The organism is Enterobacter cloacae complex sp. HYC042_NIDB, assembly GCF_056673315.1.
Genome location: NZ_CP109650.1, coordinates 3,062,714 through 3,085,494, shown reverse-complemented (window position 1 = coordinate 3,085,494; position 22,781 = coordinate 3,062,714). Strand labels below are relative to the sequence as shown.

The following is a 22,781-nucleotide window of genomic DNA, read 5'->3' as shown; positions in this document are numbered from 1 at the left end:
ACCTGTAAGAGATGTAACCGCGTTGCATCCCTTGCGCGTTTGGATGAATACAAACCTAGATTCAACTATGCATTTAGCCTTTTCTTTTTTATACCGGGTGATTTCCCGGCGACATCACGGGGTGCGGTCTTTCCGCATAAAAATAATAGTTGGTTATTCGGGATGGGAACAATGCATACATCCGAGTTGCTAAAACATATCTATGACATCAATTTGTCATATTTACTGCTCGCGCAGCGTTTAATTAGTCAGGACAAAGCGTCCGCGATGTTTCGTCTGGGTATTAACGAAGAAATGGCAACCATGCTGGGTGGATTAACCCTCCCGCAGATGGTAAAACTGGCGGAAACGAATCAACTGGTGTGCCAGTTCCGTTTTGATAATCCGCAGACGATAACGCGTCTGACGCAGGAATCCCGCGTGGACGATCTGCAACAGATCCATACCGGTATCCTGCTCTCCACTCGCTTGCTTAGCGACATCAGTCAGCCTGATGACGCAGCCCGTAAGAAAAGGGCCTAGCAATGAGCGAAAAAAGCATTGTTCAGGAAGCGCGTGACATACAGCTGGCCATGGAGCTGATTACGCTGGGTGCTCGTTTACAAATGCTGGAAAGCGAGACTCAGCTGAGCCGTGGTCGCCTCATCAAACTGTATAAAGAGTTACGCGGTAGTCCCCCGCCGAAAGGCATGCTGCCGTTTTCTACGGACTGGTTTATGACCTGGGAGCAGAACATCCACGCTTCCATGTTCTGTAATGCCTGGCAGTATCTTCTCAAAACCGGTTTGTGTAGCGGCGTAGACGCCGTGATCAAAGCGTACAAACTTTACCTTGAACAATGCCCACAGCAGGAAGAAGGCCCTCTGCTGGCGCTGACCCGCGCATGGACGCTGGTGCGTTTTGTTGAGAGCGGAATGCTTGAACTGTCGCGCTGCAATTGCTGCGACGGCAATTTTATTACCCATGCTCATCAGCCTGCAGGCAGCTTCGCCTGTAGTTTATGTCAGCCGCCGTCCCGCGCAGTAAAAAGACGTAAACTTTCCCGGGATGCTGCCGATATTATTCCACAACTGCTGGATGAACAGATCGAACAAGCTGTTTAACCCGAACGTGTGGGCAAGATTCCAGCAGCGGTAAGTCATTACCGCTGCTTTTTTTTACCCCGCAAACGGTAAACGCTGCGAGCTGGACGTCCTTGCCATAGTCACTAGCGGAAGGATGATGTCGTGCTTATCTTATTAGGTTACCTGGTAGTTCTCGGTACAGTTTTCGGCGGTTACATGATGACCGGCGGGCACCTTGGAGCACTCTATCAACCGGCTGAACTTATTATCATCGGCGGCGCAGGGGTAGGGGCTTTTATCGTTGGCAACAACGGTAAATCGATCAAGGGCACGTTGAAGGCAATTCCATTGCTGTTCCGTCGCTCGAAATACACCAAAAGCATGTATATGGATCTGCTGGCGCTGCTCTATCGCCTGATGGCGAAGTCGCGTCAGCAGGGGATGTTCTCGCTTGAACGGGATATCGAAAACCCGAAAGAGAGCGAAATTTTTGCCAGCTATCCGCGCATTCTGGCGGACGCCATGATGCTGGATTTCATCGTCGATTACCTGCGTCTCATCATCAGCGGCAATATGAATACCTTCGAAATTGAAGCGCTGATGGACGAAGAGATCGAAACCCACGAAAGCGAATCTGAAGTGCCGGCCAACAGCCTGGCGCTGGTGGGCGACTCCCTTCCGGCGTTTGGTATCGTGGCGGCGGTCATGGGGGTGGTACACGCCCTGGCCTCGGCGGACCGTCCGGCGGCTGAACTGGGCGCGCTGATTGCCCATGCGATGGTGGGCACCTTCCTCGGTATTTTGCTGGCTTATGGTTTTATCTCTCCGCTGGCAAGCGTGCTGCGCCAGAAAAGCGCGGAAACCACCAAAATGATGCAGTGCGTGAAGATCACGCTCCTCTCTAACCTCAACGGTTACGCGCCACCGATCGCGGTTGAATTTGGCCGTAAAACGCTTTACTCCAGCGAGCGTCCGTCGTTTATCGAGCTTGAAGAACACGTGCGCGCGGTGAAAAACCCAAACCAACAGACGACAACTGAGGACGCATGAAAAACCAGTCCCATCCGATCGTCATTGTCAAAAAACGCAAGCACAAGGGCGGCGGGCACGGTTCCCACGGCTCCTGGAAAATCGCGTACGCCGACTTTATGACCGCAATGATGGCGTTCTTTCTGGTGATGTGGCTGATCTCCATCTCCAGCCCGAAGGAGCTTATCCAGATTGCCGAATATTTCCGTACCCCGCTGGCGACGGCGGTGACCGGTGGGCCGCGTATCTCTAACAGCGAAAGCCCGATCCCTGGCGGCGGCGATGATTACACCCAGCAGAAGGGTGAGGTGAAAAAAGAGCCGAACATCGACGAGCTGAAACGCAAGATGGAGCAGGCGCGTCTGAAAAAACTGCGTGGCGATCTCGACCAACTGATTGAAGCGGATCCTAAACTGCGCGCGCTGCGGCCGCACCTGAAAATCGATCTGGTCCAGGAAGGGCTGCGTATTCAGATTATCGACAGCCAGAACCGCCCGATGTTTAAAACCGGGAGTGCGGAAGTTGAGCCGTACATGCGCGATATTTTACGCGCCATTGCGCCGGTGCTGAACGGTATTCCTAACCGAATCAGCCTTTCGGGCCACACGGATGACTTCCCGTACGCCAGTGGGGAGAAGGGATACAGCAACTGGGAGCTTTCTGCCGATCGTGCCAACGCCTCGCGTCGCGAGCTGGTGGCAGGTGGGCTTGATGATGGCAAGGTACTGCGCGTGGTCGGCATGGCAGCAACCATGCGGGTCTCCGACCGCGGGCCGGATGACGCCATCAACCGTCGTATCAGTCTTTTAGTGCTGAACCAGCAGGCGGAGCAGGCCATCCTGCACGAAAACGCCGAAAGTCAGAATGAGTCACTGGACGATTTAAAACAGCCTGGGGCCGTCCCTGCGGCTGCCGTTCCAACATCGCCACCAGCCAATCCGAGGTGATAGCGTGAGCATGGATATTAGCGATTTTTACCAGACATTCTTTGATGAAGCCGACGAACTGTTGGCGGATATGGAGCAACATTTGCTCGATCTGGTGCCCGAAGCACCCGACTCTGAGCAGCTCAATGCCATCTTCCGCGCGGCGCATTCTATTAAAGGCGGAGCCGGAACGTTTGGATTTACCATCCTGCAGGAAACGACCCATTTAATGGAAAACCTGCTTGATGAAGCACGACGCGGTGAGATGCAGCTCAATACCGACATTATCAACCTGTTTTTGGAAACCAAAGATATTATGCAGGAACAGCTCGACGCCTATAAAAGTTCGGCAGAGCCTGATGCCGCCAGCTTTGAATACATCTGCAATGCGCTGCGCCAGCTCGCCCTGGAAGCAAAAGGTGAGGTCGCTGCAGCCGTTGTCCCTGCGGCAAAGCTGAGCGTTGTCGATGCGGTTGCTGCTGAAGAGGCCGCGCCAGCCGCCGCGCAAGCGGGCAAGCTGCGCGTTGTGCTGTCACGCCTGAAAGAGAGCGAAGTTAACCTGCTGGAAGAAGAGCTGGGTAACCTGGCGAAATTAAGTAACGTAGTGAAAGGCAAAGACAGCCTCGCAGCGACCCTCGATGACGGTATCAGTCAGGACGATATCGTGGCGGTGCTGTGCTTTGTCATTGAAGCCGACCAGATCGCCTTCGAAACGGAAGCCGCCGCGGTAGCAGCTCCGGCTGCAGAAGAAGAGGTTGCTGTCGTTGCCCAGGCCGCCGCACCGGCTGTGGCCCCAGCGGCCCCGGTGCTGAAGGCGGTGCCAAAAGAGGCCGCGGCGCCTGGCCGTGGTGAAAAACCGGCCGCGCGCTCCAGTGAGTCCACCAGCATTCGCGTTGCCGTTGAGAAGGTTGACCAGCTGATTAACCTGGTTGGCGAACTGGTGATCACCCAGTCCATGCTGGCGCAGCGTTCTAACGAACTGGACCCGGTCACGCACGGCGATCTGATCACCAGCATGGGCCAGCTGCAGCGTAATGCCCGCGACCTGCAGGAATCGGTCATGTCCATCCGCATGATGCCGATGGAATATGTCTTCAGCCGCTTCCCGCGCCTGGTGCGCGACCTTGCCAGCAAGCTGAATAAGCAGATTGAACTGACCCTGATGGGCAGTTCAACGGAGCTGGATAAGAGCCTGATCGAGCGCATCATCGACCCGTTAACGCACCTGGTGCGTAACAGCCTCGACCACGGTATTGAACTGCCGGAAAACCGCATTGCCGCCGGGAAATCTCCGGTCGGGAATCTGATCCTCTCTGCGGAACATCAGGGCGGGAACATCTGCATCGAAGTGACCGACGACGGCGCGGGTCTTAACCGCGAGCGCATCCTGGCGAAAGCCATTTCACAGGGGATGGCGGTGAATGAAAACATGACCGACGAAGAAGTGGGCATGCTGATCTTCGCGCCGGGCTTCTCGACCGCCGAGCAGGTGACGGACGTTTCCGGACGCGGCGTCGGCATGGACGTGGTGAAACGTAACATTCAGGAGATGGGCGGCCACGTTGAGATCCAGTCTAAACAGGGCTCCGGCACCACCATCCGCATCCTGCTGCCGCTGACGCTGGCGATCCTCGACGGCATGTCGGTCAAAGTCGCAGACGAAGTCTTCATTCTGCCGCTGAACGCGGTGATGGAATCCCTCCAGCCGCGTGAAGAAGATCTGCATCCGCTGGCGGGCGGCGAGCGCGTTCTCGAAGTGCGCGGTGAGTACCTGCCGCTGGTCGAGCTGTGGAAAGTGTTCGAAGTGGACGGGGCGAAGACCGAGGCCACGCAGGGTATCGTGGTGATCCTGCAAAGCGCGGGCCGTCGCTACGCGCTGCTGGTCGATCAGCTGATTGGTCAGCACCAGGTGGTGGTGAAGAACCTCGAAAGCAACTACCGCAAGGTGCCGGGTATTTCTGCTGCCACCATTCTGGGGGATGGTAGCGTGGCGCTGATCGTCGACGTGTCGGCGCTTCAGGGATTAAATCGTGAACAACGTGTGGCGTACACAGCCGCCTGATTAAGTAGAAGGTAATAACATGACCGGTATGAGTAATGTAACGAAACTGGCGGGCGAGCCATCAGGGCAGGAGTTCCTGGTATTCACTTTGGGCGATGAGGAGTACGGCATCGATATCCTGAAAGTGCAGGAAATTCGTGGTTACGACCAGGTTACCCGCATCGCTAACACGCCAGCGTTTATTAAAGGCGTCACCAACCTGCGCGGCGTGATTGTGCCAATCGTGGATCTGCGCGTGAAGTTCAGCCAGGGCGACGTTGACTACAACGACAATACCGTCGTGATCGTCCTGAACCTGGGACAGCGCGTGGTGGGTATCGTGGTGGATGGCGTATCTGACGTGCTTTCCCTGACCTCTGACCAGATTCGTCCTGCGCCGGAGTTTGCGGTCACGCTGTCGACCGAATACCTGACCGGCCTGGGGGCGCTCGGCGAGCGTATGCTGATTCTGGTGAACATCGAAAAGCTGCTGAACAGCGAAGAGATGGCGCTGCTGGATATCGCGGCGAATCATGTAGCGTAGGTAAATGCAAAACGGCAACCCAGGTTGCCGTTTTTAGTGTTTGCTCCCTCTCCCTGTGGGTGAGGGCTGGGGTGAGGGCATCAGGCCTCACCCTTTTTCATGCCATTACGCTTCCTGCTTTACCAGTTCAGCTTCAGCTTCCCGCGCACCTTCATTCTGCGAGAGCATCGCCGTCGCAATCCCGTTCCCCAGCACGTTAATCGCGGAACGCCCCATATCCAGGAAGTGGTCGATCCCCATCAGCAGCAGGATCCCCGCCACGGGAATGTTAAAGCTCGGAATGGTCGCGGCCAGCACCACCAGCGAAGAACGCGGCACGCCCGCAATGCCTTTTGACGCCAGCATCAGGGTTAACATCAGCACCGTCACCTCAGAGAAGCTCAGGTGAATGTTGTACGCCTGCGCAATAAACATCGAGGCAAACGAGCAGTACACCATTGACCCCACGAGGTTGAAGGAGTAGCCAATCGGCAGAACGAAAGAGGCGATATTGCGCGAGCAGCCAAAGCGCTCCAGCTGCTCCAGCGTTTTAGGGTAGGCCGCTTCAGAACTGCTGGTGGTGAATGCGACCAGCACCGGATCTTTCAGCATGCTGACCAGGCGAAACACCTCTTTTTTCAGCACCATGTAACCCACGGCCAGCAGCACCATGCAGGTGAGAAGAATGGCAACGTAGTAGCCGCCAATAAAGGAGGCGTAGTTCAACAGGATGCCCAGACCCTGCGTGGCAATGACGGAGGAGATCGCCGCGAAGATGGCCAGTGGCGCAACGTACATCACGTAACCCGTTACCTTCAGCATGATATGGGAAACCACATCCAGTGCGGCCACCAGCGGCGCGTTGAATTTCTGCCCCAGCGACGCGCCGCCGATGCCGAAGAACATCGAGAACACTACAATCTGCAGGATCTCATTGTTCGACATCGCCCCCGCGATGCTGGTGGGAATGGTGTGAGACAGGAACGCCTTCAGCGTCATCCCGCCCACGGCCAGACCGGTATCCACCGCCTCGGTTGGAATAGTCAGGTTCAGGCCGCTTCCCGGACGCTCCAGCGTGACGATAAACAGTCCGACCAGAATAGAAAGCACGGATGAACTGATGAACCATACCATCGCTTTGCCGCCCACCCGGCCTATGGTGGAGGTTTCTCCCAGCTTCATAATGCCCACGGTCAGCGTGCTGAAGACCAGCGGCGCAATAACCATTTTGATCAGACGGAGGAAAATATCGGTCAGAAGGGTAATATTATCCGACCAGGCTTTGATGGCATCCGCAGATGCGTACTCGTGAATTGCCGCCCCTGAAAGAATACCCGCCAGCATGAATATCACGATGAAGAGTGTAAGTTTGTTTGCACTTGCCACGAAAAAAGACCCTCTATGCGCTATCAGATGTCGCCCGCGCCGATACATATAAATTTTTTATTACTGCGCGGGAAAATATTCGGCACATAAATTGACGCAAAGCGTAGGGGGATACAACTCCTTTTTAATTTTTATTAATTTTGTTGTTAATGTCCGAACGATATATTGTGATGCTTATCACACTTTAGCGGATATATCCTCAGATTATGTAGCGAATTTCTCCTCTCTTTCGTTTTAACTTTCTGTTTTTAAATAAAAAAACGAGTCAATAGGTCATTGGTTTGTCTCTGCGCGTCGCGGGTGGTCGAAGCGATATCCGTAAACTAAATTCTCAATAACCCCCTCTGAGGAACGTTTAGCGGGGCTAACATCTTGAACGTTAAAAATAAAATGTCGCAAGGGAACGGAGACGTCTTCTGGAGGGTGGTAAATGAAAAGAAAACTCCTTTTGATCTGCGCAGGCACGTTGCTGACTGCGACAACAGCCCATCATGCACTGGCCGTCACAAGCAGCGGCACCATTGGCGCCACGCTGACGCTGACAAACGGTTGTCTGATTAACGGATCGCCCGCGCAAAGCGGAATTAACTTCGGGATACTCGATTTCGGTACCCATCCCGCAACGTTTTCCACCCTGACCACGCAGCTAACCGGCGCCAGCGGCGGAAATACCTTCACCATTCAATGCACGACCGCCAGCTATTCGGTGGCGATCACCGGCAACACCAACTCCACGGCACCCGGCACTGTTGTCGGCTCGCCGGGAACGCCTGCCCGCTATCTGGTAAACACGGCCAATACGGCGCAGGGCGTGGCTTACAGCCTGTACAGCGACAGCGGCTTCAATACCGTGGTTGCCAATAACGCCGCGTTGCCGATCGCGTCCACGGCGGGGGGCGTTGACAGTTACACCCTCTTCGGACGTATTACCGGCGGCGGTAACAGCGTTACGGTGGTACCAGGCACCTATACCGACACGATTAACGTCAGCGTGACCTATTAGATCTGCACTGCCATGAAGGCACCTTTTATAGGTCTGCGCAGAAGCGCAGAGGGACACGTGCAGCCTTTTTTCGCGCTGATCGTCGGGTTGCTGCTGCTCCCCACGGCGGGGGCGGTGACATCGCAATCCTTTAAGGTCAGCGCGACCATTGTACCGGGGTGCGCAGTGGCTACCGGCAGCGGGGGGCTTCTCGGTACGCTGGATTTTGGCACCCATAACGGCGTGGAAAGCGCGCCGGTGAGCACCAGCTTTGTGCCGAACGGGGCGCTGTCCATCGCCTGCACGCCGGGCGTGGCGCTGAGTATGAGTATTGATGGTGGCCAGAATTATTCATCCGTTCGCCGATTGAAGCGCGCGAACGGGACGGAAATGGTCCCTTACCGGCTGTACAGCAGCAGTTCGCTGGCCGCGAACAGCGAAATCGGGGTTAACCAGGCGATACCGGTGACCTATACCAACAGCAATAATATCGCGCTGCCGCTTTTTGGCGTGGCGCTACTGACCGGGTTTAGCCCGGCAGGAACTTATTCCGATCGGCTCACCGTGACCTTGTCATGGTAATAAAGGGAGAGAGGCAATGAAGCCATTTATCAGGCATTTGTGTCTGGCGGGCGTGTTGTCAGGTGTCGCGGCAGCCGGACAGGTGCAGGCGGCGGCCACCATTCTGCTCTGGCCCATCGATCCTTGGCTTGCCGCAGATGCTAATGCCACGGAGCTGTGGATCCAGAACCAGGGGAACAGTGCAACGACCATGCAGGTGCGCATTGTGCGCTGGAAGCAGGAGGGCGGATACGAACGCTATAGCGCCCAGCAGGACGTGGTCGCCAGCCCACCTATAGTCACCATCCAGAAAGGTAATAAGCAGCTGATTCGTCTTATTAAACAGGGCGCGGTTCCCGCGGGCGTCGAACAGGCCTACCGAATTATCGTGGATGAAATTCCGCAGCCTGACGCCAAAGCTGCACCCGCCATCGGCCTCAAATTACAGATGCGTTACTCCATTCCGCTGTTTGTCTACGGACAGGGGATCCCGACCCTAAAAGAGGGGGCGCACCACGCGCTGGTGGAGACCCGAAGCCTGAGCTGGCGGGTGACGCAGGAGGGAGGACAACCTGCATTACAGGTGCGTAATCAGGGGGATGTGCACGTCAGGCTTAGCCAGGTGTCGCTGACGCAGGGGGGACAAAAACGCACCGTTGCGGAGGGGTTACTGGGGTACGTTCTGCCGGGCAGCACCCGCAGTTGGCCACTACCCGCTGGCATTCGTCAGCCAGACCGGATGAGCGCGCAGATTAATGCCAGGGACGAACAATGGCAGTCGCCTCCCGTCAACTGAAGCCGGCAATGATGATGCTGCTTTGCGTCAGTACCACAGCCTGGGGCGATCCCGGCGACGACAGTTTGCCGCCGCCTCCCCAGGCACAGGCGGTGAATGATGAAGCGGTCTTTCAGCTTGCCCTCGTGCTCAACCACTACGACACCGGTCTGGTGGTTCCCGTGACGCAACGCAACGGCGCTTTCTTTATCTCCAGCGCCGATTTGCTGCGCGCGGGGCTTCCCCCGGAGCATGTGCCCGCCGGAGAGGTGAATCTTGCCTCGCTGAGTCAGGTTCGTGTGGAGTATGACAGCGCCGCGCAGCGTCTGCTGCTGACCCTTCCCCGGGACTGGATCACCGCCCGGGTAACCCCCTTTAGCGCGCAAACGGCGCAGTCCAAACCGCACTACGGACGCGGGGCGCTGCTGAATTACGATCTCTACACCAACCACACGGAGCACATTGGCGGCCAGGCGTCGCTCTGGCATGAACTCCGCTACTTCGACGAGAACGGCTCATTTTCCTCCACCGGATACGCCCGGAAAAATTTCACAGGAAACGACGGTCAGCAGGAAGGGTATGTTCGCTATGACACCACGCTGCTGATAACGAATGAGGATGACGCGACCACCTGGAGCGCCGGAGACGTGATCAGCGATGCCCTGAGCTGGACCTCCAGCGTGCGGATGGGCGGTATCAGCTACGGACGCGATTTCTCCCTGCGCCCGGACCTGGTGACATGGCCGCTGCCCGAATTTTCGGGGGAGGCCGCGGTCCCCACCTCGGTGGATCTCTTTATCAACGGCTATCGATCCGGCTCAACTCAGCTTCAGCCGGGGCCCTTCACCCTGACTAATCTGCCCTATATCAACGGGGCGGGGGATGCGGTGCTGGTCACCACCGATGCGCTGGGACGCCAGGTGAGCACCACGCTGCCGTTTTACGTCACCAGCGATTTGCTTAAAACAGGGCTGAGCGACGGGGCCGTAACGCTCGGCAGCCTGCGCCGCAATTACGGCATCAGGAATTTTGACTACGGCCCTGCGGCAGGCAGCGGCTCGTATCGTTATGGGGTGACCGACTGGCTGACGCTGGAGGGCCACGCGGAAGGCGCAGAAGAGCTGGCGCTGGGCGGGGCGGGGACGGTGATAAAGCTGGGGCGGTTTGGCGTGGTGAATACGGCCTATTCACAAAGCCGCATACGCGGAGACGAGGGCGGGCAAATCAGCTGGGGCTATCAGTACAGCACCAGCGAATTTAGCGTCGCGACCCAGCACACCCGCCGCGATCGCGGCTTTGGCAATCTCGCTCTTTACGATCAGCCGACGGTGTATGACGAAAATGACCGGCCCATCGCCAGCTTTAGCCGCAATACGGACCAGTATTCTCTGACCTTCAATCTGGGGCAGTACGGCAATATCGGCGCGGCCTGGATCGGCGTGGAGAGCTTTGACAGCCAGAAAACGGAACTGCTGAATCTCTCCTGGAGCCGCAATCTCTGGGGGTCAAGCAGTATTTACCTGGCCGGCAGCCGGGACCAGCAGCGTGGGGACTGGACGGTCGCGCTGTCGCTGCAGGTGCCGCTGGGGGAACGCGACAGCGCTGCCGTCACCTTCGAAAACACCCCGGATGCAGGCAGCACGCAGCGCATCAACTACAACCACTCGATGCCCTCCGACGGCGGCTTCAGCTGGAATATGGCGTGGGCGAACCAGTCGCGATCGAATAACTACCAGCAGGGAACGGTGGGCTGGCGCAATAACAATATCGAGCTGCAGGGGGGCGGGTACGGCGAGAAGGGCATGATGACCTGGTGGAGCGAAGCGATGGGCTCCCTGGTGCTGATGGACGGCGAACTGTTTGCGGCAAACAAAATCAACGATGCGTTTGTGGTCATCAGCACCGATGGCCAGCCGGATGTCCCCGTCAGCTATGAAAACCAGCCGGTTGGTAAAACCAACCGCAACGGGTATCTGCTGGTGAGCGGCGTCTCGGCCTATTACCCGGCAAGCTACAGTATTAATACCCTGAACCTGCCTGCCGACACCCGGCTGAAAGAGACCGAGCGGCGGGTGGCGATCCGCCGCCACAGCGGTTATCTGGTGGATTTCCCGATGGAACAGGAGCGGGTAGCGAGCGTCATCCTGCACGACGCGCAGGGGGAGGCCATTCCGGTGGGAAGCCAGGTTCGACGCGCCTCGCGCAGCAATGCGGTGGTGGGATATGACGGGATTGCCTGGCTGGAAAACCTCAGCGATGTCAACCCGCTTGAGGTGATCACCCCTGCCGGAAAGCGCTGCACGGCGACCCTGACCGTGGGGGCCAATCCGGAGCACAAGCTGCAAACCTACGGTCCGCTGGTTTGTCGGGAGGGACCATGATGCGCCTGCTGCTGTTAACGCTGCTGCTGTTCTCCGGCGGCGGCTGGGCGGCGTGTACCGTCAGTACGGTCAATGCGTCGTTTGGCAGCGTCACGTCGTTTGCGCTGAGCGGAAACGGGGAGGTGGAAACCACCGGTACGCTGGTGGTGGCGTGTGATGCTGTGCTCAATGTGCTGACCAACGACTCGGTGACCCTGAACTACACCGCAGCGTCGGTATCGGGCAACAGCCGCGCCACCATGAAGCGTACGGATAACGCGGCCATCACGGACGTGATCCCCACCCGGCTGTGTGGATTATCACAGTGCGCGAGCAGCAGCGAGGTGCAGATAAGCAAAGCCTATACCTGGAGCGGGAACACACTGCTGGGGCTGCTCGGGTCAAAACGGTACAACATACCGCTCTATTTTCGCACCGTCGCCGGACAAAACGTCACCGCCGGGCCTTACCAGGTGCTGCTGACCTTCAGTATCAACTACAACGTCTGCGCCATCGGTCTTGGAAGCCTGTGTACATCTCCCCAGTCGGGAACCGCAACGACCAGCATTCTGCTTAACATGAACGTCACCAACGACTGCAGCGCCATGACCACGCCGGACGTCAACTTTAGCAGTGCGCCGCTGGTGCAAAATTTCCCCACGGTCTCGCAGGCGATTGCCGTCACCTGTACCAAAGGCAGTACCTATACCATCGGGATTAACAATGGTGCCAACGCGCTCAATAATGTCCGCCGGATGGTAAGCGGTAGTAACACCCTGAGTTATGACATCTATAAAGAAGCCACCACTAACCGCTGGGGCGGCAGCGGCAGCGAGCGCTGGACCAGCGCGACCTCCTCGCAGGTCAGCTCTGACGGTTTACTGCGCACCTACAACTACACTGCCAAAGTTCTGACCAGTCAGGCCACGCCGCCCGCCGGCACCTACACCGATACGCTGATTGTTGACGTCGCGTTTTAACCCCGCGCTTTTCCCTTTCGCAAATGTAAAGTTCCTGTGGCCTGTGCCGATAACACCGTTAATAAATCTATGAGAAGGTGTTGTATGTTGAACCGTATCCGCGTTGTCACAATGCTAATGATGGTGCTGGTCATTTTCGCACTACTTCAGCTTATCTCCGGCGGGCTTTTTTTCTCGTCGTTAAAACAGAACCAGGACAGCTTCGCCGCCTCGAACGATCTCCGCCTGCAGCAGAGTGAGCTCACGTCGACGTGGGATCTGATGCTGCAAACGCGCATCAACCTGAGCCGCTCGTCCGCGCGCATGATGATGGATCCGAACAATCAGCAGAGCAGCGCGAAAACCGATCTGCTAAAAAATGCCCGGGCCACGCTGGCCGACGCGGCTAAACACTACGCCGCCTTCAGGCAAATCGCACCGCAGCCTGCTATGGCGCAGGTGAGCCAGAACATTGATGAAAAATACAGCGCCTACTATGCCGGGCTGACGGAGCTGATCCAGTTCCTCGAGAGCGGCAACATGGATGCCTACTTCGCACAGCCGACGCAGGGGATGCAAAACGCACTCGGCGCGGCGCTGGGGGAATACGCGAAGGCCAGCGGCGATCTGTATCACTCGGCCTTTACTGAAAGCCAGAATGACTACCGCTTTGCGAAATGGCAGATGGCGGTATTGGCCCTGGCGCTGGTCATTGTGCTGTTCGCTGTGTGGTACGGCATTCGCCACATCTTGCTGAACCCTCTCGGCCGCGTGATTGCCCATATTCGCGAGATTGCCTCTGGCGATCTGACCAAAACGCTGACCGTTTCCGGACGTAACGAGATCACCGAGCTGGCCAACAGCGTCGACCACATGCAGCGTTCATTGATCGAGACCGTCGCCAACGTGCGTAACGGATCCGAGGCGATCTATACCGGCACCAGCGAAATCGCGATGGGGAATAACGATCTCTCATCTCGTACCGAGCAGCAGGCGTCGGCGCTGGAAGAGACGGCCGCCAGCATGGAGCAGCTCACCGCAACCGTGAAGCAGAACGCCGATAACGCCCGCCAGGCTTCTCAGCTGGCGGAAAGCGCCTCCGAAACCGCGCAGCGCGGCGGTCGCGTGGTGGATGGCGTGGTGAAAACCATGCACGAAATTGCCGACAGCTCGAAGAAAATCGCCGACATCATCAGCGTCATCGACGGCATTGCCTTCCAGACCAACATCCTCGCGCTCAACGCCGCCGTGGAAGCGGCGCGCGCGGGCGAACAGGGTCGCGGGTTTGCGGTGGTGGCCGGGGAAGTGCGCAACCTTGCCAGCCGCAGCGCCAACGCGGCAAAAGAGATTAAATCTCTGATTGAAGACTCCGTCTCCCGCGTGGATACCGGCTCCGTGCTGGTGGAGAGTGCCGGGGAGACCATGAATGACATCGTGAATGCCGTTACCCGCGTGACGGACATCATGGGTGAAATCGCCTCTGCGTCCGATGAGCAGAGTCGTGGTATCGACCAGGTTGCCCTGGCGGTATCGGAAATGGACCGCGTGACACAGCAAAACGCCGCCCTGGTGCAGGAGTCCGCTGCGGCGGCCGCTGCGCTGGAAGACCAGGCGAGCCGTCTGAAGATGGCCGTCTCGGCGTTTCGTCTCGCTTCACTCGCTGGAAATACGGTCACTGCGCAAGCTACGTACCGCGCGCCAGCCGCCGACACGGCGGTCACCCGCACGCGTGCTGCAACGACCGGACAAGATGAAAACTGGGAAACATTTTGACTGACAATTAAACCGCGGCTGCTTGCCGCTTGATGGGAGCGTGGATGTTAAATCGTATTCGTATCTCGACCACACTGTTTTTGATTCTGATCCTTTGCGGTGTGTTGCAGGTTGGCAGTAACGGGTTGTCTTTTTGGGCGTTTCGCGATGGCTATCAGAATTTGCAGGACGTTGAGGCGAGTAATCAGCAGCGCTCCGCACTGGCACAAACGCGTGCCGTGCTGTTGCAGGCAAGCACTGCGCTGAACAAGGCAGGAACCTTAACCGCGCTCAGCTATCCGCCGGATGACATTAAGGCGCTGATGGCAACGGCGCGCGACAGCCTGAAGCAGGCAGACGCACAGTTTAAGGCCTTCACGGCGCAGGCGGCCGACGGCGAGAAAGAGAAAGCGCTGAAGGCGGCCATGAAAAAGAACTTTGAGCAGTGGTACAGCGATCTGGACCACCAGGCGACCTGGCTTGAGAACAACCAGCTTTCGGACTTCATGACCGCTCCGGTCCAGGCATCTCAGGCGGCGTTTGACGGCAGCTTTGACGCATGGCAGCAGGATATCAATCAGTCTGTTCTGCGCGCCGGTGAAGCAAGCCGCACCAGCTATCACATGTCGGGCGTTATCTTTGCCGTCGTTGTGATTCTGGCGGGGCTGCTGACCGGCGGGGCGCTGCTCTGGGCGCGCAGAATGATTGTGCAGCCGCTGGCGATTATCAGCAGCCACTTCGACAGTATTGCGAAGGGAGATCTGGCGCGTCCGGTGGCGGTGTTTGGCAAAAACGAAATTTCGGCGATCTTTGCCAGCCTGAAGGCCATGCAGGGGTCGCTGCGGGAAACGGTATCCGACGTGCGTCAGGGCAGTTACGCCATGCATACGGGGATCTCAGAGATTGCGGCGGGGAATAACGATCTCTCGTCCCGCACCGAGCAGCAGGCGGCGTCGCTGGCGCAGACGGCGGCCAGTATGGAACAGCTGACCGCGACGGTAAGCCAGAACGCCGATAACGCGCGCCAGGCGTCTGACCTGTCAAAACAGGCGGCGCTGACGGCGAAGAGAGGGGGCGATCAGGCCTCTCACGTGGCCAGCACCATGCAGGAGATTGCCGCCAGTTCGCAGAAGATCGGCGACATCATCAGCGTGATTGACGGCATTGCGTTTCAGACCAACATCCTGGCGCTGAACGCCGCCGTGGAAGCGGCGCGCGCCGGCGAGCAGGGACGTGGGTTTGCGGTGGTGGCAGGTGAAGTGCGAAACCTGGCGAGCCGCAGCGCCAACGCTGCGAAAGAGATTAAGTCCCTCATTGAAGAGTCGGTCTCTCGCGTCCAGCAGGGGTCTGCCCTGGTGGATACGGCGGCGCATACCATGCACGAGATCGTCACCTCCGTGACGCGGGTTAACGACATCATGGGCGAAATTGCCTCGGCGTCGGACGAACAGCGTCGCGGGATAGAGCAGGTGGCTCAGGCCGTCAGCCAGATGGATCAGGTGACGCAACAGAATGCCTCGTTAGTTGAGGAAGCGGCAGCGGCAACCGATCAGTTGGCCAGCCAGGCGGATCGTCTCACCGGGCTGGTCGCGGTATTTAATGTGAAAGAGCACGTTGAAGCAGTAACAGAAGTCGGGCGGTCACAGGCCGTGCCAGTTGTATCCTGAATGTAATTAAGAAGGCGCTATGACATCACCAATGCCCCCTGGGCAAACGTCATTATTGTTGCAGATGACACAGCGCCTCGCGCTGTCCGACGCGCATTTTCGTCGGATATGTCAGTTAATCTACCAGCGTGCGGGGATCGTGCTTGCGGATCATAAGCGGGACATGGTCTACAACCGACTGGTGCGGCGCTTGCGTACGCTGGGGCTGGATGATTTTGGCCGCTATCTGAGCATGCTCGAAGCGAACCAGAACAGCGCGGAGTGGCAGGCTTTTATTAACTCACTCACGACCAACCTGACGGCCTTTTTCCGCGAAGCTCACCACTTTCCGGTTCTGGCCGAGCATGCGCGCCGTCGCACCGGGGAGTATCGCGTTTGGAGTGCGGCCGCCTCAACGGGTGAAGAGCCGTACTCGCTGGCGATCACCCTTGCAGACACTCTGGGCATGGCGCCGGGACGCTGGAAGGTCTACGCCAGCGATATCGATACCGAAGTGCTGGAGAAAGCGCGCAACGGCGTGTATCGCCAGGACGAGCTGAAAACGCTGTCGCCGCAGCAGCTGCAGCGTTACTTCATGCGCGGCACGGGCCCGCATGAAGGCCTGGTTCGCGTACGCCAGGAGCTGGCGAACTGCGTCGAATTCGCGCCCGTTAACCTGCTCGATAAGCAGTACAACGTGCCGGGGCCTTTCGACGCCATTTTTTGCCGTAACGTCATGATCTATTTTGATAAAACGACGCAACAGGACATTCTGCGTCGGTTTGTTCCGTTGCTCAAGCCTGACGGTTTACTGTTTGCCGGGCATTCGGAAAACTTCAGCAACCTCGCGCGTGAGTTTAGCCTGCGTGGGCAAACGGTATATGCGCTGAGTAAGGAAAAAGCATGAGTAAAATCAGGGTATTGTCTGTCGATGATTCAGCGCTGATGCGTCAGATCATGACTGAAATCATCAATAGCCACAGCGATATGGAGATGGTGGCCACTGCGCCGGATCCGCTGGTAGCGCGGGATTTAATTAAAAAATATAACCCCGACGTGCTAACGCTGGATGTCGAGATGCCGCGCATGGATGGCATAGATTTCCTTGAGAAATTGATGCGCCTGCGTCCCATGCCGGTGGTGATGGTCTCCTCCCTGACCGGGAAAGGATCGGAAATTACTCTGCGCGCGCTGGAGCTGGGGGCGGTGGATTTTGTCACCAAACCGCAGCTCGGCATTCGCGAGGGGATGCTGGCGTACAGCGAGATGATCGCCGAGAAAATTCGCACCGCCTCGCGCGCGAAGCTCGCGGCCCACAAGCCGATGGCCACGCCGGCAACCCTGAAGGCCGGACCGTTACTCAGCTCGGAAAAACTGCTGGTTATTGGGGCGTCAACCGGAGGAACAGAGGCAATTCGCCATGTACTCCAGCCATTGCCGCTTTCAAGTCCGGGTATTCTGATCACGCAGCATATGCCGCCTGGCTTTACCCGCTCCTTCGCCGAACGTCTGAACAAGCTGTGCCAGATCAGCGTGAAAGAGGCGGAAGACGGCGAGCGCGTGCTGCCGGGACATGCGTATATCGCGCCGGGGGACAAGCATATGGAGCTGGCGCGCAGCGGCGCTAACTATCAAATCAAAATTCATGACGGACCGCCGGTTAACCGGCACCGTCCGTCGGTGGATGTGCTGTTTCATTCGGTGGCGAAACATGCGGGGCGCAACGCCGTTGGGGTGATCCTGACGGGGATGGGCAACGACGGTGCCGCCGGAATGCTTGCAATGCACCAGGCTGGCGCCTGGACGATTGCGCAGAATGAAGCAAGTTGTGTGGTGTTCGGCATGCCGCGCGAGGCCATCAATATGGGTGGCGTGAGCGAAGTGGTCGATCTTAGCCAGGTAAGCCAGCAGATGCTGGCGAAAATCAGTGCCGGACAGGCAATACGTATTTGACTCAGGAGTATTATTTTATGGCGGATAAAGAGCTTAAGTTTTTGGTTGTGGATGACTTTTCCACCATGCGTCGCATTGTGCGCAACCTGCTGAAAGAGCTAGGCTTCAACAACGTTGAAGAAGCAGAAGACGGCGTGGATGCGCTGAACAAACTGCAGGCTGGCGGGTTTGGTTTTGTCATCTCCGACTGGAACATGCCGAATATGGACGGTCTGGAGCTACTGAAAACCATTCGTGCGGACGCGGGCATGGCGTCTATGCCGGTGCTGATGGTCACTGCAGAAGCGAAAAAAGAGAACATCATTGCCGCTGCACAGGCGGGCGCAAGCGGCTACGTGGTGAAGCCATTCACCGCAGCGACCCTGGAAGAGAAGCTCGGTAAGATCTTCGAGAAACTCGGCATGTGAGGTGTTGGTGATGATGCAACCTGCAATGAAACCCGTTGAAGAACACTCGCCGAGCGACATCATCGTCCGCATCGGCAGCCTGACGCGCATGCTGCGTGACAGCCTGCGTGAACTGGGGCTGGATCAGGCCATTGCCGAAGCGGCGGAAGCGATCCCGGACGCCCGCGACCGTCTGGACTACGTTGTGCAGATGACCGCTCAGGCAGCTGAGCGTGCGCTGAATAGCGTTGAAGCCTCACAGCCGCATCAGGATGCGATGGAAAAGGGCGCGAAAGCCCTGACCCAACGCTGGGATGAGTGGTTTGAGAACCCCATCGAGCTGGCGGATGCCCGCGAACTGGTGACCGACACCCGTCAGTTCCTGGGGGATGTGCCGGGCCACACCAGCTTCACCAACGCCCAGCTGCTGGACATCATGATGGCGCAGGATTTCCAGGATCTGACCGGTCAGGTGATCAAGCGCATGATGGATGTGATTCAGGAGATTGAGCGCCAGCTGCTGATGGTGCTGCTGGAGAACATCCCGGAACCAGCTGCCCGTCCAAAACGCGAGAACGAAAGCCTGCTCAATGGCCCGCAGCTCGACGCCAGCAAGGCGGGCGTGGTGGCAAGCCAGGACCAGGTGGACGACCTGTTGGACAGCCTCGGCTTCTGATTGTCCATTCCGCCTCAGGGGGGTTACGCCGCCTGAGGCGGTTTACGACAAAATCACCGAAAAGAGCCCGAATAAACGGGCTTTTCCCGCCATTGGATTTCCGCTGCGCTGGCATGATACCCGTGACGTAATGGGCTGAGCATGCACTGTGGCAGAAGAGAACGACGACAAAACGGAAGCCCCCACACCCCACCGACTAGAAAAGGCGCGTGAGGAAGGGCAGATCCCCCGATCCCGAGAATTGACCTCCCTGCTGATCCTGATCGTAGGCGTGTGCATTATCTGGTGGGGTGGGGAGTCGCTCGCCCGCAAGCTGGCGGGGATGCTCTCGACCGGCTTACGTTTTGACCACAGCATGGTCAACGACCCGAATCTGATCCTCAGCCAGATTATTCAGCTGATAAAAGGGGCCATGGTTGCGCTACTGCCCCTGATTACCGGCGTGGTGCTGGTGGCGCTGGTCTCCCCGGTGATGCTGGGCGGGCTGGTCTTTAGCGGAAAATCGCTGCAACCTAAATTTTCAAAACTGAACCCGCTGCCGGGCATTGCGAAAATGTTCTCGGCGCAGACCGGGGCCGAGCTGCTCAAGGCTATTCTCAAATCGGTGCTGATGGGCAGTTCTGCAGGTTTTTTCCTCTGGTACCACTGGCCCGAAATGATGCGCCTTATCAGCGAGTCGCCCCTTACCGCGATGAGCAATGCGCTGAACCTGGTCGGGCTTTGCGCGCTGCTGGTTGTGCTCAGCATTATTCCGATGGTGGGTTTTGACGTTATCTTCCAGCTCTATTCCCACTTCAAGAAACTGCGAATGTCACGTCAGGACATCCGCGACGAATATAAGCAGATGGAAGGTGACCCGCACGTGAAGGGGCGCATCCGGCAGATGCAGCGTGCCGCCGCCCGTCGCCGCATGATGGAAGATGTGCCGAAGGCGGACGTCATCGTTACCAACCCGACGCACTATTCCGTGGCGCTGCGCTATGACGAAAACAAAATGAGCGCGCCGAAAGTGGTGGCAAAAGGGGCGGGGCTGATTGCATTGCGCATCAGGGAAATTGGTACCGAAAACCGCGTGCCGATCCTGGAAGCGCCTCCGCTGGCGCGAGCCCTTTACCGCCACGCGGATATCGGACAACAGATCCCTGGTCAACTCTACGCCGCGGTGGCGGAAGTGCTGGCCTGGGTATGGCAGTTGAAGCGCTGGCGTCTGGCCGGCGGTCAACGGCCTGTCAAACCTGAGAACCTTCCGGTGCCTGCCGCGCTGGATTTTATGAACGAGAAGGACACTGATGGCTAATCTGGTGGCAATGTTGCGCCTGCCCGGCAACCTGAAATCGACCCAATGGCAGATCCTTGCCGGGCCGATCCTCATCCTGTTAATTCTGTCGATGATGGTACTGCCGCTCCCGGCGTTCATCCTCGATCTGCTTTTCACCTTCAATATTGCGCTGTCCATTATGGTGCTGCTGGTGGCGATGTTCACCCAGCGCACGCTGGAGTTCGCCGCGTTCCCGACCATTCTGCTGTTTACCACCTTGCTGCGGCTGGCGCTGAACGTGGCCTCCACGCGTATCATCCTGATGGAGGGCCACACCGGCGCGGCAGCGGCGGGTAAGGTGGTCGAGGCCTTCGGCCACTTCCTGGTGGGCGGGAACTTCGCTATCGGTATCGTGGTGTTCGTTATCCTCGTGATCATCAACTTTATGGTTATCACCAAGGGTGCAGGGCGTATCGCGGAAGTGGGCGCGCGCTTTGTGCTGGACGGGATGCCGGGCAAGCAGATGGCGATCGACGCCGATCTGAACGCCGGGCTTATCGCCGAAGATGAAGCGAAAAAGCGCCGCGCGGAAGTGACCCAGGAAGCGGACTTCTACGGCTCCATGGACGGTGCAAGTAAGTTTGTGCGCGGGGATGCCATCGCGGGCATCCTGATCATGGTGATTAACGTGGTTGGCGGCCTGCTGGTGGGGGTACTGCAGCACGGGATGGACATGGGCCACGCGGCGGAAAGCTATACGCTGCTGACCATTGGTGACGGTCTGGTCGCACAGATCCCGGCGCTGGTTATCTCCACTGCGGCGGGCGTTATCGTGACCCGCGTCAGTACCGATCAGGACGTTGGCGAGCAGATGGTGGGCCAGCTGTTCAGTAACCCGCGCGTTATGCTGCTGGCGGCTGCGGTGCTCGGGCTGCTCGGCCTGGTGCCGGGGATGCCAAACCTCGTGTTCCTGCTGTTTACGGCGGGGCTGCTGGGGCTGGCCTGGTGGATGCGTGGCCGTGAGACCAGGCCGGCTGCGGATCCGGTTCCGGTGAAAATGCCGGAGAACACCCAGGCCGTAGAAGCGACCTGGAACGACGTTCAACTGGAAGATTCCCTGGGAATGGAAGTGGGGTATCGCCTGATCCCGATGGTGGATTTCCAGCAGGATGGAGAGCTGCTCGGCCGCATCCGCAGCATCCGTAAAAAATTCGCCCAGGACATGGGCTTCCTGCCGCCGGTGGTGCATATCAAGGACAATATGGACCTGCCGCCTGCGCGCTATCGTATTCTGATGAAGGGTGTTGAAATTGGCAGCGGCGATGCTTACCCGGGACGCTGGCTGGCGATTAACCCTGGCACTGCAGCAGGCACGCTGCCGGGCGAGCAGACCGTCGATCCGGCCTTTGGCCTGGCGGCAATCTGGATTGAAAGCGCGCTGAAAGAGCAGGCGCAAATTCAGGGGTATACGGTTGTCGAAGCCAGTACCGTGGTGGCAACCCACCTTAATCATCTGATTGGGCAATTCTCGGCCGAGCTGTTTGGCCGTCAGGAAGCGCAGCAGCTTCTCGATCGCGTGACGCAGGAGATGCCGAAGCTGACGGAAGACCTGGTGCCGGGCGTGCTGACGTTAACCACGCTGCACAAGGTGCTGCAAAACCTGCTTGAGGAAAAAGTGCCGATCCGCGATATGCGTACCATCCTGGAAACCCTTGCCGAGCATGCGCCGCTGCAGAGCGATCCGCACGAGCTGACGGCGGTGGTGCGCGTGGCGCTGGGGCGTGCGATCACCCAGCAGTGGTTCCCGGGAACCGGTGAAGTCCAGGTGATTGGCCTCGATACGCCGCTTGAACGCCTGCTGCTGCAGGCCCTGCAGGGCGGCGGCGGCCTCGAGCCTGGCCTGGCGGATCGCCTGCTGGAGCAAACTCAGGAGGCGCTGGCGCGTCAGGAGATGCTGGGCGCGCCGCCGGTGCTGCTGGTCAACCACGCGCTGCGTCCGCTGCTGTCGCGCTTCCTGCGCCGCAGCCTGAATCAGCTTGTTGTGCTGTCGAATCTGGAGCTGTCGGATAACCGCCATATCCGCATGACGGCAACGATTGGAGGAAAATAATGAAATGGCTATGGATTTTGCTCTTCCCACTGGCGGCTCAGGCCGCCGGGGAAGGGACCTGGCAGGCAAGCAGCATGGGCGTGACCCTCAGCAACCGGGGTGTCGCCATGTCTTCTAATCCGCTGTCGCCCTCTGAAACGGTTTCTGGTCAGATGGGGATGGTGGTGTGGAACTACAGGCTGATTGGCCCAACGCCAGCCGGACTGCGGGTGCGCCTCTGCTCACAGACCCGCTGCACGGAAATCGACGGCGAAAATGGCACAACGCAGGCATTCAACGGCGTGCCGGCCATTGAACCTTTACGTTTTATCTGGGAAGTGCCGGGCGGAGGACGTTTGATCCCGGCGCTAAAGGTGCAGAGTAATTCTGTCATCGTTAACTACCGCTAGCTGCC

General features: G+C 58.1%; 21 protein-coding genes. 20 read left to right on the top strand and 1 reads right to left on the bottom strand.

Translation table 11 applies throughout. The features are described 5' to 3' along the window. Positions 1 to 171 precede the first annotated feature (171 nt). The 6 genes from flhD (at position 172) to cheW (ending at position 5,604) form a co-directional block, all read left to right on the top strand. A complete protein-coding gene (flhD, locus tag OKF39_RS14815) occupies positions 172 to 522 on the top strand; it encodes a flagellar transcriptional regulator FlhD (protein ID WP_028013654.1) in 351 nt (116 codons plus the stop codon). Between the two features lie 2 nt (positions 523 to 524). Continuing rightward, positions 525 to 1,103 (top strand): flagellar transcriptional regulator FlhC, encoded by a 579-nt coding sequence (flhC, locus tag OKF39_RS14810; protein ID WP_013096051.1) that lies wholly within the window; start codon positions 525 to 527, stop codon positions 1,101 to 1,103. 123 nt (positions 1,104 to 1,226) lie between these two features. Next, positions 1,227 to 2,114: a flagellar motor stator protein MotA gene (motA, locus tag OKF39_RS14805; RefSeq protein WP_008500417.1), complete on the top strand. Its 888-nt coding sequence runs from the start codon at positions 1,227 to 1,229 to the stop codon at positions 2,112 to 2,114. Next, positions 2,111 to 3,040, top strand: a complete 930-nt coding sequence (motB, locus tag OKF39_RS14800) for a flagellar motor protein MotB (protein WP_028013653.1) — start codon at positions 2,111 to 2,113, stop codon at positions 3,038 to 3,040. Before motA ends, motB begins: the two co-directional genes overlap by 4 nt. Positions 3,041 to 3,044: 4 nt before the next feature. Continuing rightward, a complete protein-coding gene (gene cheA / locus OKF39_RS14795) occupies positions 3,045 to 5,081 on the top strand; it encodes a chemotaxis protein CheA (protein ID WP_028013652.1) in 2,037 nt (678 codons plus the stop codon). A gap of 19 nt (positions 5,082 to 5,100) precedes the next feature. Then, positions 5,101 to 5,604 (top strand): chemotaxis protein CheW, encoded by a 504-nt coding sequence (gene cheW, locus OKF39_RS14790; RefSeq protein WP_014884351.1) that lies wholly within the window; start codon positions 5,101 to 5,103, stop codon positions 5,602 to 5,604. A gap of 105 nt (positions 5,605 to 5,709) precedes the next feature. On the opposite strand, the gene OKF39_RS14785 is transcribed toward cheW, so the two are convergent. Next, positions 5,710 to 6,969 (bottom strand): dicarboxylate/amino acid:cation symporter, encoded by a 1,260-nt coding sequence (locus tag OKF39_RS14785; RefSeq protein WP_028013651.1) that lies wholly within the window; start codon positions 6,967 to 6,969, stop codon positions 5,710 to 5,712. Positions 6,970 to 7,399: 430 nt separating this feature from the next. Between OKF39_RS14785 and OKF39_RS14780 the strand changes: the two genes are divergently transcribed. The 14 genes from OKF39_RS14780 to flhE all read left to right on the top strand — a co-directional run bounded on the left by OKF39_RS14780 (position 7,400) and on the right by flhE (position 22,776). Next, positions 7,400 to 7,972 carry a spore coat protein U domain-containing protein gene (locus tag OKF39_RS14780; RefSeq protein ID WP_048959826.1) on the top strand — a complete coding sequence of 191 codons (573 nt, stop codon included), beginning with the start codon at positions 7,400 to 7,402 and terminating at the stop codon, positions 7,970 to 7,972. Between the two features lie 12 nt (positions 7,973 to 7,984). Beyond that, positions 7,985 to 8,533 carry a Csu type fimbrial protein gene (locus OKF39_RS14775; RefSeq protein WP_479983093.1) on the top strand — a complete coding sequence of 183 codons (549 nt, stop codon included), beginning with the start codon at positions 7,985 to 7,987 and terminating at the stop codon, positions 8,531 to 8,533. Positions 8,534 to 8,549: 16 nt separating this feature from the next. Further along, positions 8,550 to 9,308 (top strand): fimbrial biogenesis chaperone, encoded by a 759-nt coding sequence (locus OKF39_RS14770; RefSeq protein WP_479983092.1) that lies wholly within the window; start codon positions 8,550 to 8,552, stop codon positions 9,306 to 9,308. After that, positions 9,284 to 11,668, top strand: coding sequence for a fimbria/pilus outer membrane usher protein (locus OKF39_RS14765; RefSeq protein WP_479983091.1), 2,385 nt, complete (start codon positions 9,284 to 9,286; stop codon positions 11,666 to 11,668). Before OKF39_RS14770 ends, OKF39_RS14765 begins: the two co-directional genes overlap by 25 nt. Beyond that, a complete protein-coding gene (locus OKF39_RS14760) occupies positions 11,665 to 12,627 on the top strand; it encodes a Csu type fimbrial protein (RefSeq protein ID WP_479983090.1) in 963 nt (320 codons plus the stop codon). The genes OKF39_RS14765 and OKF39_RS14760 overlap by 4 nt, the downstream gene beginning before the upstream one ends. Before the next feature lie 84 nt (positions 12,628 to 12,711). Then, the gene (tar, locus tag OKF39_RS14755; protein WP_047367823.1) at positions 12,712 to 14,379 is read left to right on the top strand and encodes a methyl-accepting chemotaxis protein II; all 1,668 of its coding nucleotides are present in this window, start codon (positions 12,712 to 12,714) and stop codon (positions 14,377 to 14,379) included. Between the two features lie 44 nt (positions 14,380 to 14,423). Beyond that, positions 14,424 to 16,025 (top strand): methyl-accepting chemotaxis protein IV, encoded by a 1,602-nt coding sequence (gene tap / locus OKF39_RS14750; RefSeq protein ID WP_041909430.1) that lies wholly within the window; start codon positions 14,424 to 14,426, stop codon positions 16,023 to 16,025. A 19-nt stretch (positions 16,026 to 16,044) separates the two neighbouring features. Beyond that, positions 16,045 to 16,911: a protein-glutamate O-methyltransferase CheR gene (gene cheR, locus OKF39_RS14745; RefSeq protein ID WP_014884342.1), complete on the top strand. Its 867-nt coding sequence runs from the start codon at positions 16,045 to 16,047 to the stop codon at positions 16,909 to 16,911. Continuing rightward, the gene (locus tag OKF39_RS14740; protein WP_045268909.1) at positions 16,908 to 17,957 is read left to right on the top strand and encodes a protein-glutamate methylesterase/protein-glutamine glutaminase; all 1,050 of its coding nucleotides are present in this window, start codon (positions 16,908 to 16,910) and stop codon (positions 17,955 to 17,957) included. The genes cheR and OKF39_RS14740 overlap by 4 nt, the downstream gene beginning before the upstream one ends. A 17-nt stretch (positions 17,958 to 17,974) precedes the next feature. Continuing rightward, positions 17,975 to 18,364: a chemotaxis response regulator CheY gene (gene cheY / locus OKF39_RS14735; protein ID WP_008500431.1), complete on the top strand. Its 390-nt coding sequence runs from the start codon at positions 17,975 to 17,977 to the stop codon at positions 18,362 to 18,364. Between the two features lie 10 nt (positions 18,365 to 18,374). Beyond that, positions 18,375 to 19,019, top strand: coding sequence for a protein phosphatase CheZ (gene cheZ, locus OKF39_RS14730; RefSeq protein WP_028013643.1), 645 nt, complete (start codon positions 18,375 to 18,377; stop codon positions 19,017 to 19,019). Positions 19,020 to 19,167: 148 nt separating this feature from the next. Then, a complete protein-coding gene (gene flhB / locus OKF39_RS14725; protein WP_041909432.1) occupies positions 19,168 to 20,316 on the top strand; it encodes a flagellar biosynthesis protein FlhB in 1,149 nt (382 codons plus the stop codon). Continuing rightward, positions 20,309 to 22,387, top strand: a complete 2,079-nt coding sequence (gene flhA / locus OKF39_RS14720) for a flagellar biosynthesis protein FlhA (protein ID WP_028013641.1) — start codon at positions 20,309 to 20,311, stop codon at positions 22,385 to 22,387. Before flhB ends, flhA begins: the two co-directional genes overlap by 8 nt. Next, positions 22,384 to 22,776 (top strand): flagellar protein FlhE, encoded by a 393-nt coding sequence (gene flhE, locus OKF39_RS14715; RefSeq protein ID WP_028013640.1) that lies wholly within the window; start codon positions 22,384 to 22,386, stop codon positions 22,774 to 22,776. Before flhA ends, flhE begins: the two co-directional genes overlap by 4 nt. Positions 22,777 to 22,781: the final 5 nt, after the last annotated feature.

Bases quoted from the DNA above. Each gene is read 5' to 3' on its own strand.
- flhA (WP_028013641.1), top strand. From the start codon at position 20,309: ATGGCTAATCTGGTGGCAATGTTGCGCCTGCCCGGCAACCTGAAATCG.
- OKF39_RS14765 (WP_479983091.1), top strand. From the start codon at position 9,284: ATGGCAGTCGCCTCCCGTCAACTGAAGCCGGCAATGATGATGCTGCTT.
- motB (WP_028013653.1), top strand. From the start codon at position 2,111: ATGAAAAACCAGTCCCATCCGATCGTCATTGTCAAAAAACGCAAGCAC.
- flhD (WP_028013654.1), top strand. From the start codon at position 172: ATGCATACATCCGAGTTGCTAAAACATATCTATGACATCAATTTGTCA.
- OKF39_RS14775 (WP_479983093.1), top strand. From the start codon at position 7,985: ATGAAGGCACCTTTTATAGGTCTGCGCAGAAGCGCAGAGGGACACGTG.
- cheR (WP_014884342.1), top strand. From the start codon at position 16,045: ATGACATCACCAATGCCCCCTGGGCAAACGTCATTATTGTTGCAGATG.
- OKF39_RS14770 (WP_479983092.1), top strand. From the start codon at position 8,550: ATGAAGCCATTTATCAGGCATTTGTGTCTGGCGGGCGTGTTGTCAGGT.
- cheY (WP_008500431.1), top strand. From the start codon at position 17,975: ATGGCGGATAAAGAGCTTAAGTTTTTGGTTGTGGATGACTTTTCCACC.
- OKF39_RS14740 (WP_045268909.1), top strand. From the start codon at position 16,908: ATGAGTAAAATCAGGGTATTGTCTGTCGATGATTCAGCGCTGATGCGT.
- flhC (WP_013096051.1), top strand. From the start codon at position 525: ATGAGCGAAAAAAGCATTGTTCAGGAAGCGCGTGACATACAGCTGGCC.
- cheZ (WP_028013643.1), top strand. From the start codon at position 18,375: ATGATGCAACCTGCAATGAAACCCGTTGAAGAACACTCGCCGAGCGAC.
- tar (WP_047367823.1), top strand. From the start codon at position 12,712: ATGTTGAACCGTATCCGCGTTGTCACAATGCTAATGATGGTGCTGGTC.
- tap (WP_041909430.1), top strand. From the start codon at position 14,424: ATGTTAAATCGTATTCGTATCTCGACCACACTGTTTTTGATTCTGATC.
- cheW (WP_014884351.1), top strand. From the start codon at position 5,101: ATGACCGGTATGAGTAATGTAACGAAACTGGCGGGCGAGCCATCAGGG.
- OKF39_RS14780 (WP_048959826.1), top strand. From the start codon at position 7,400: ATGAAAAGAAAACTCCTTTTGATCTGCGCAGGCACGTTGCTGACTGCG.
- OKF39_RS14760 (WP_479983090.1), top strand. From the start codon at position 11,665: ATGATGCGCCTGCTGCTGTTAACGCTGCTGCTGTTCTCCGGCGGCGGC.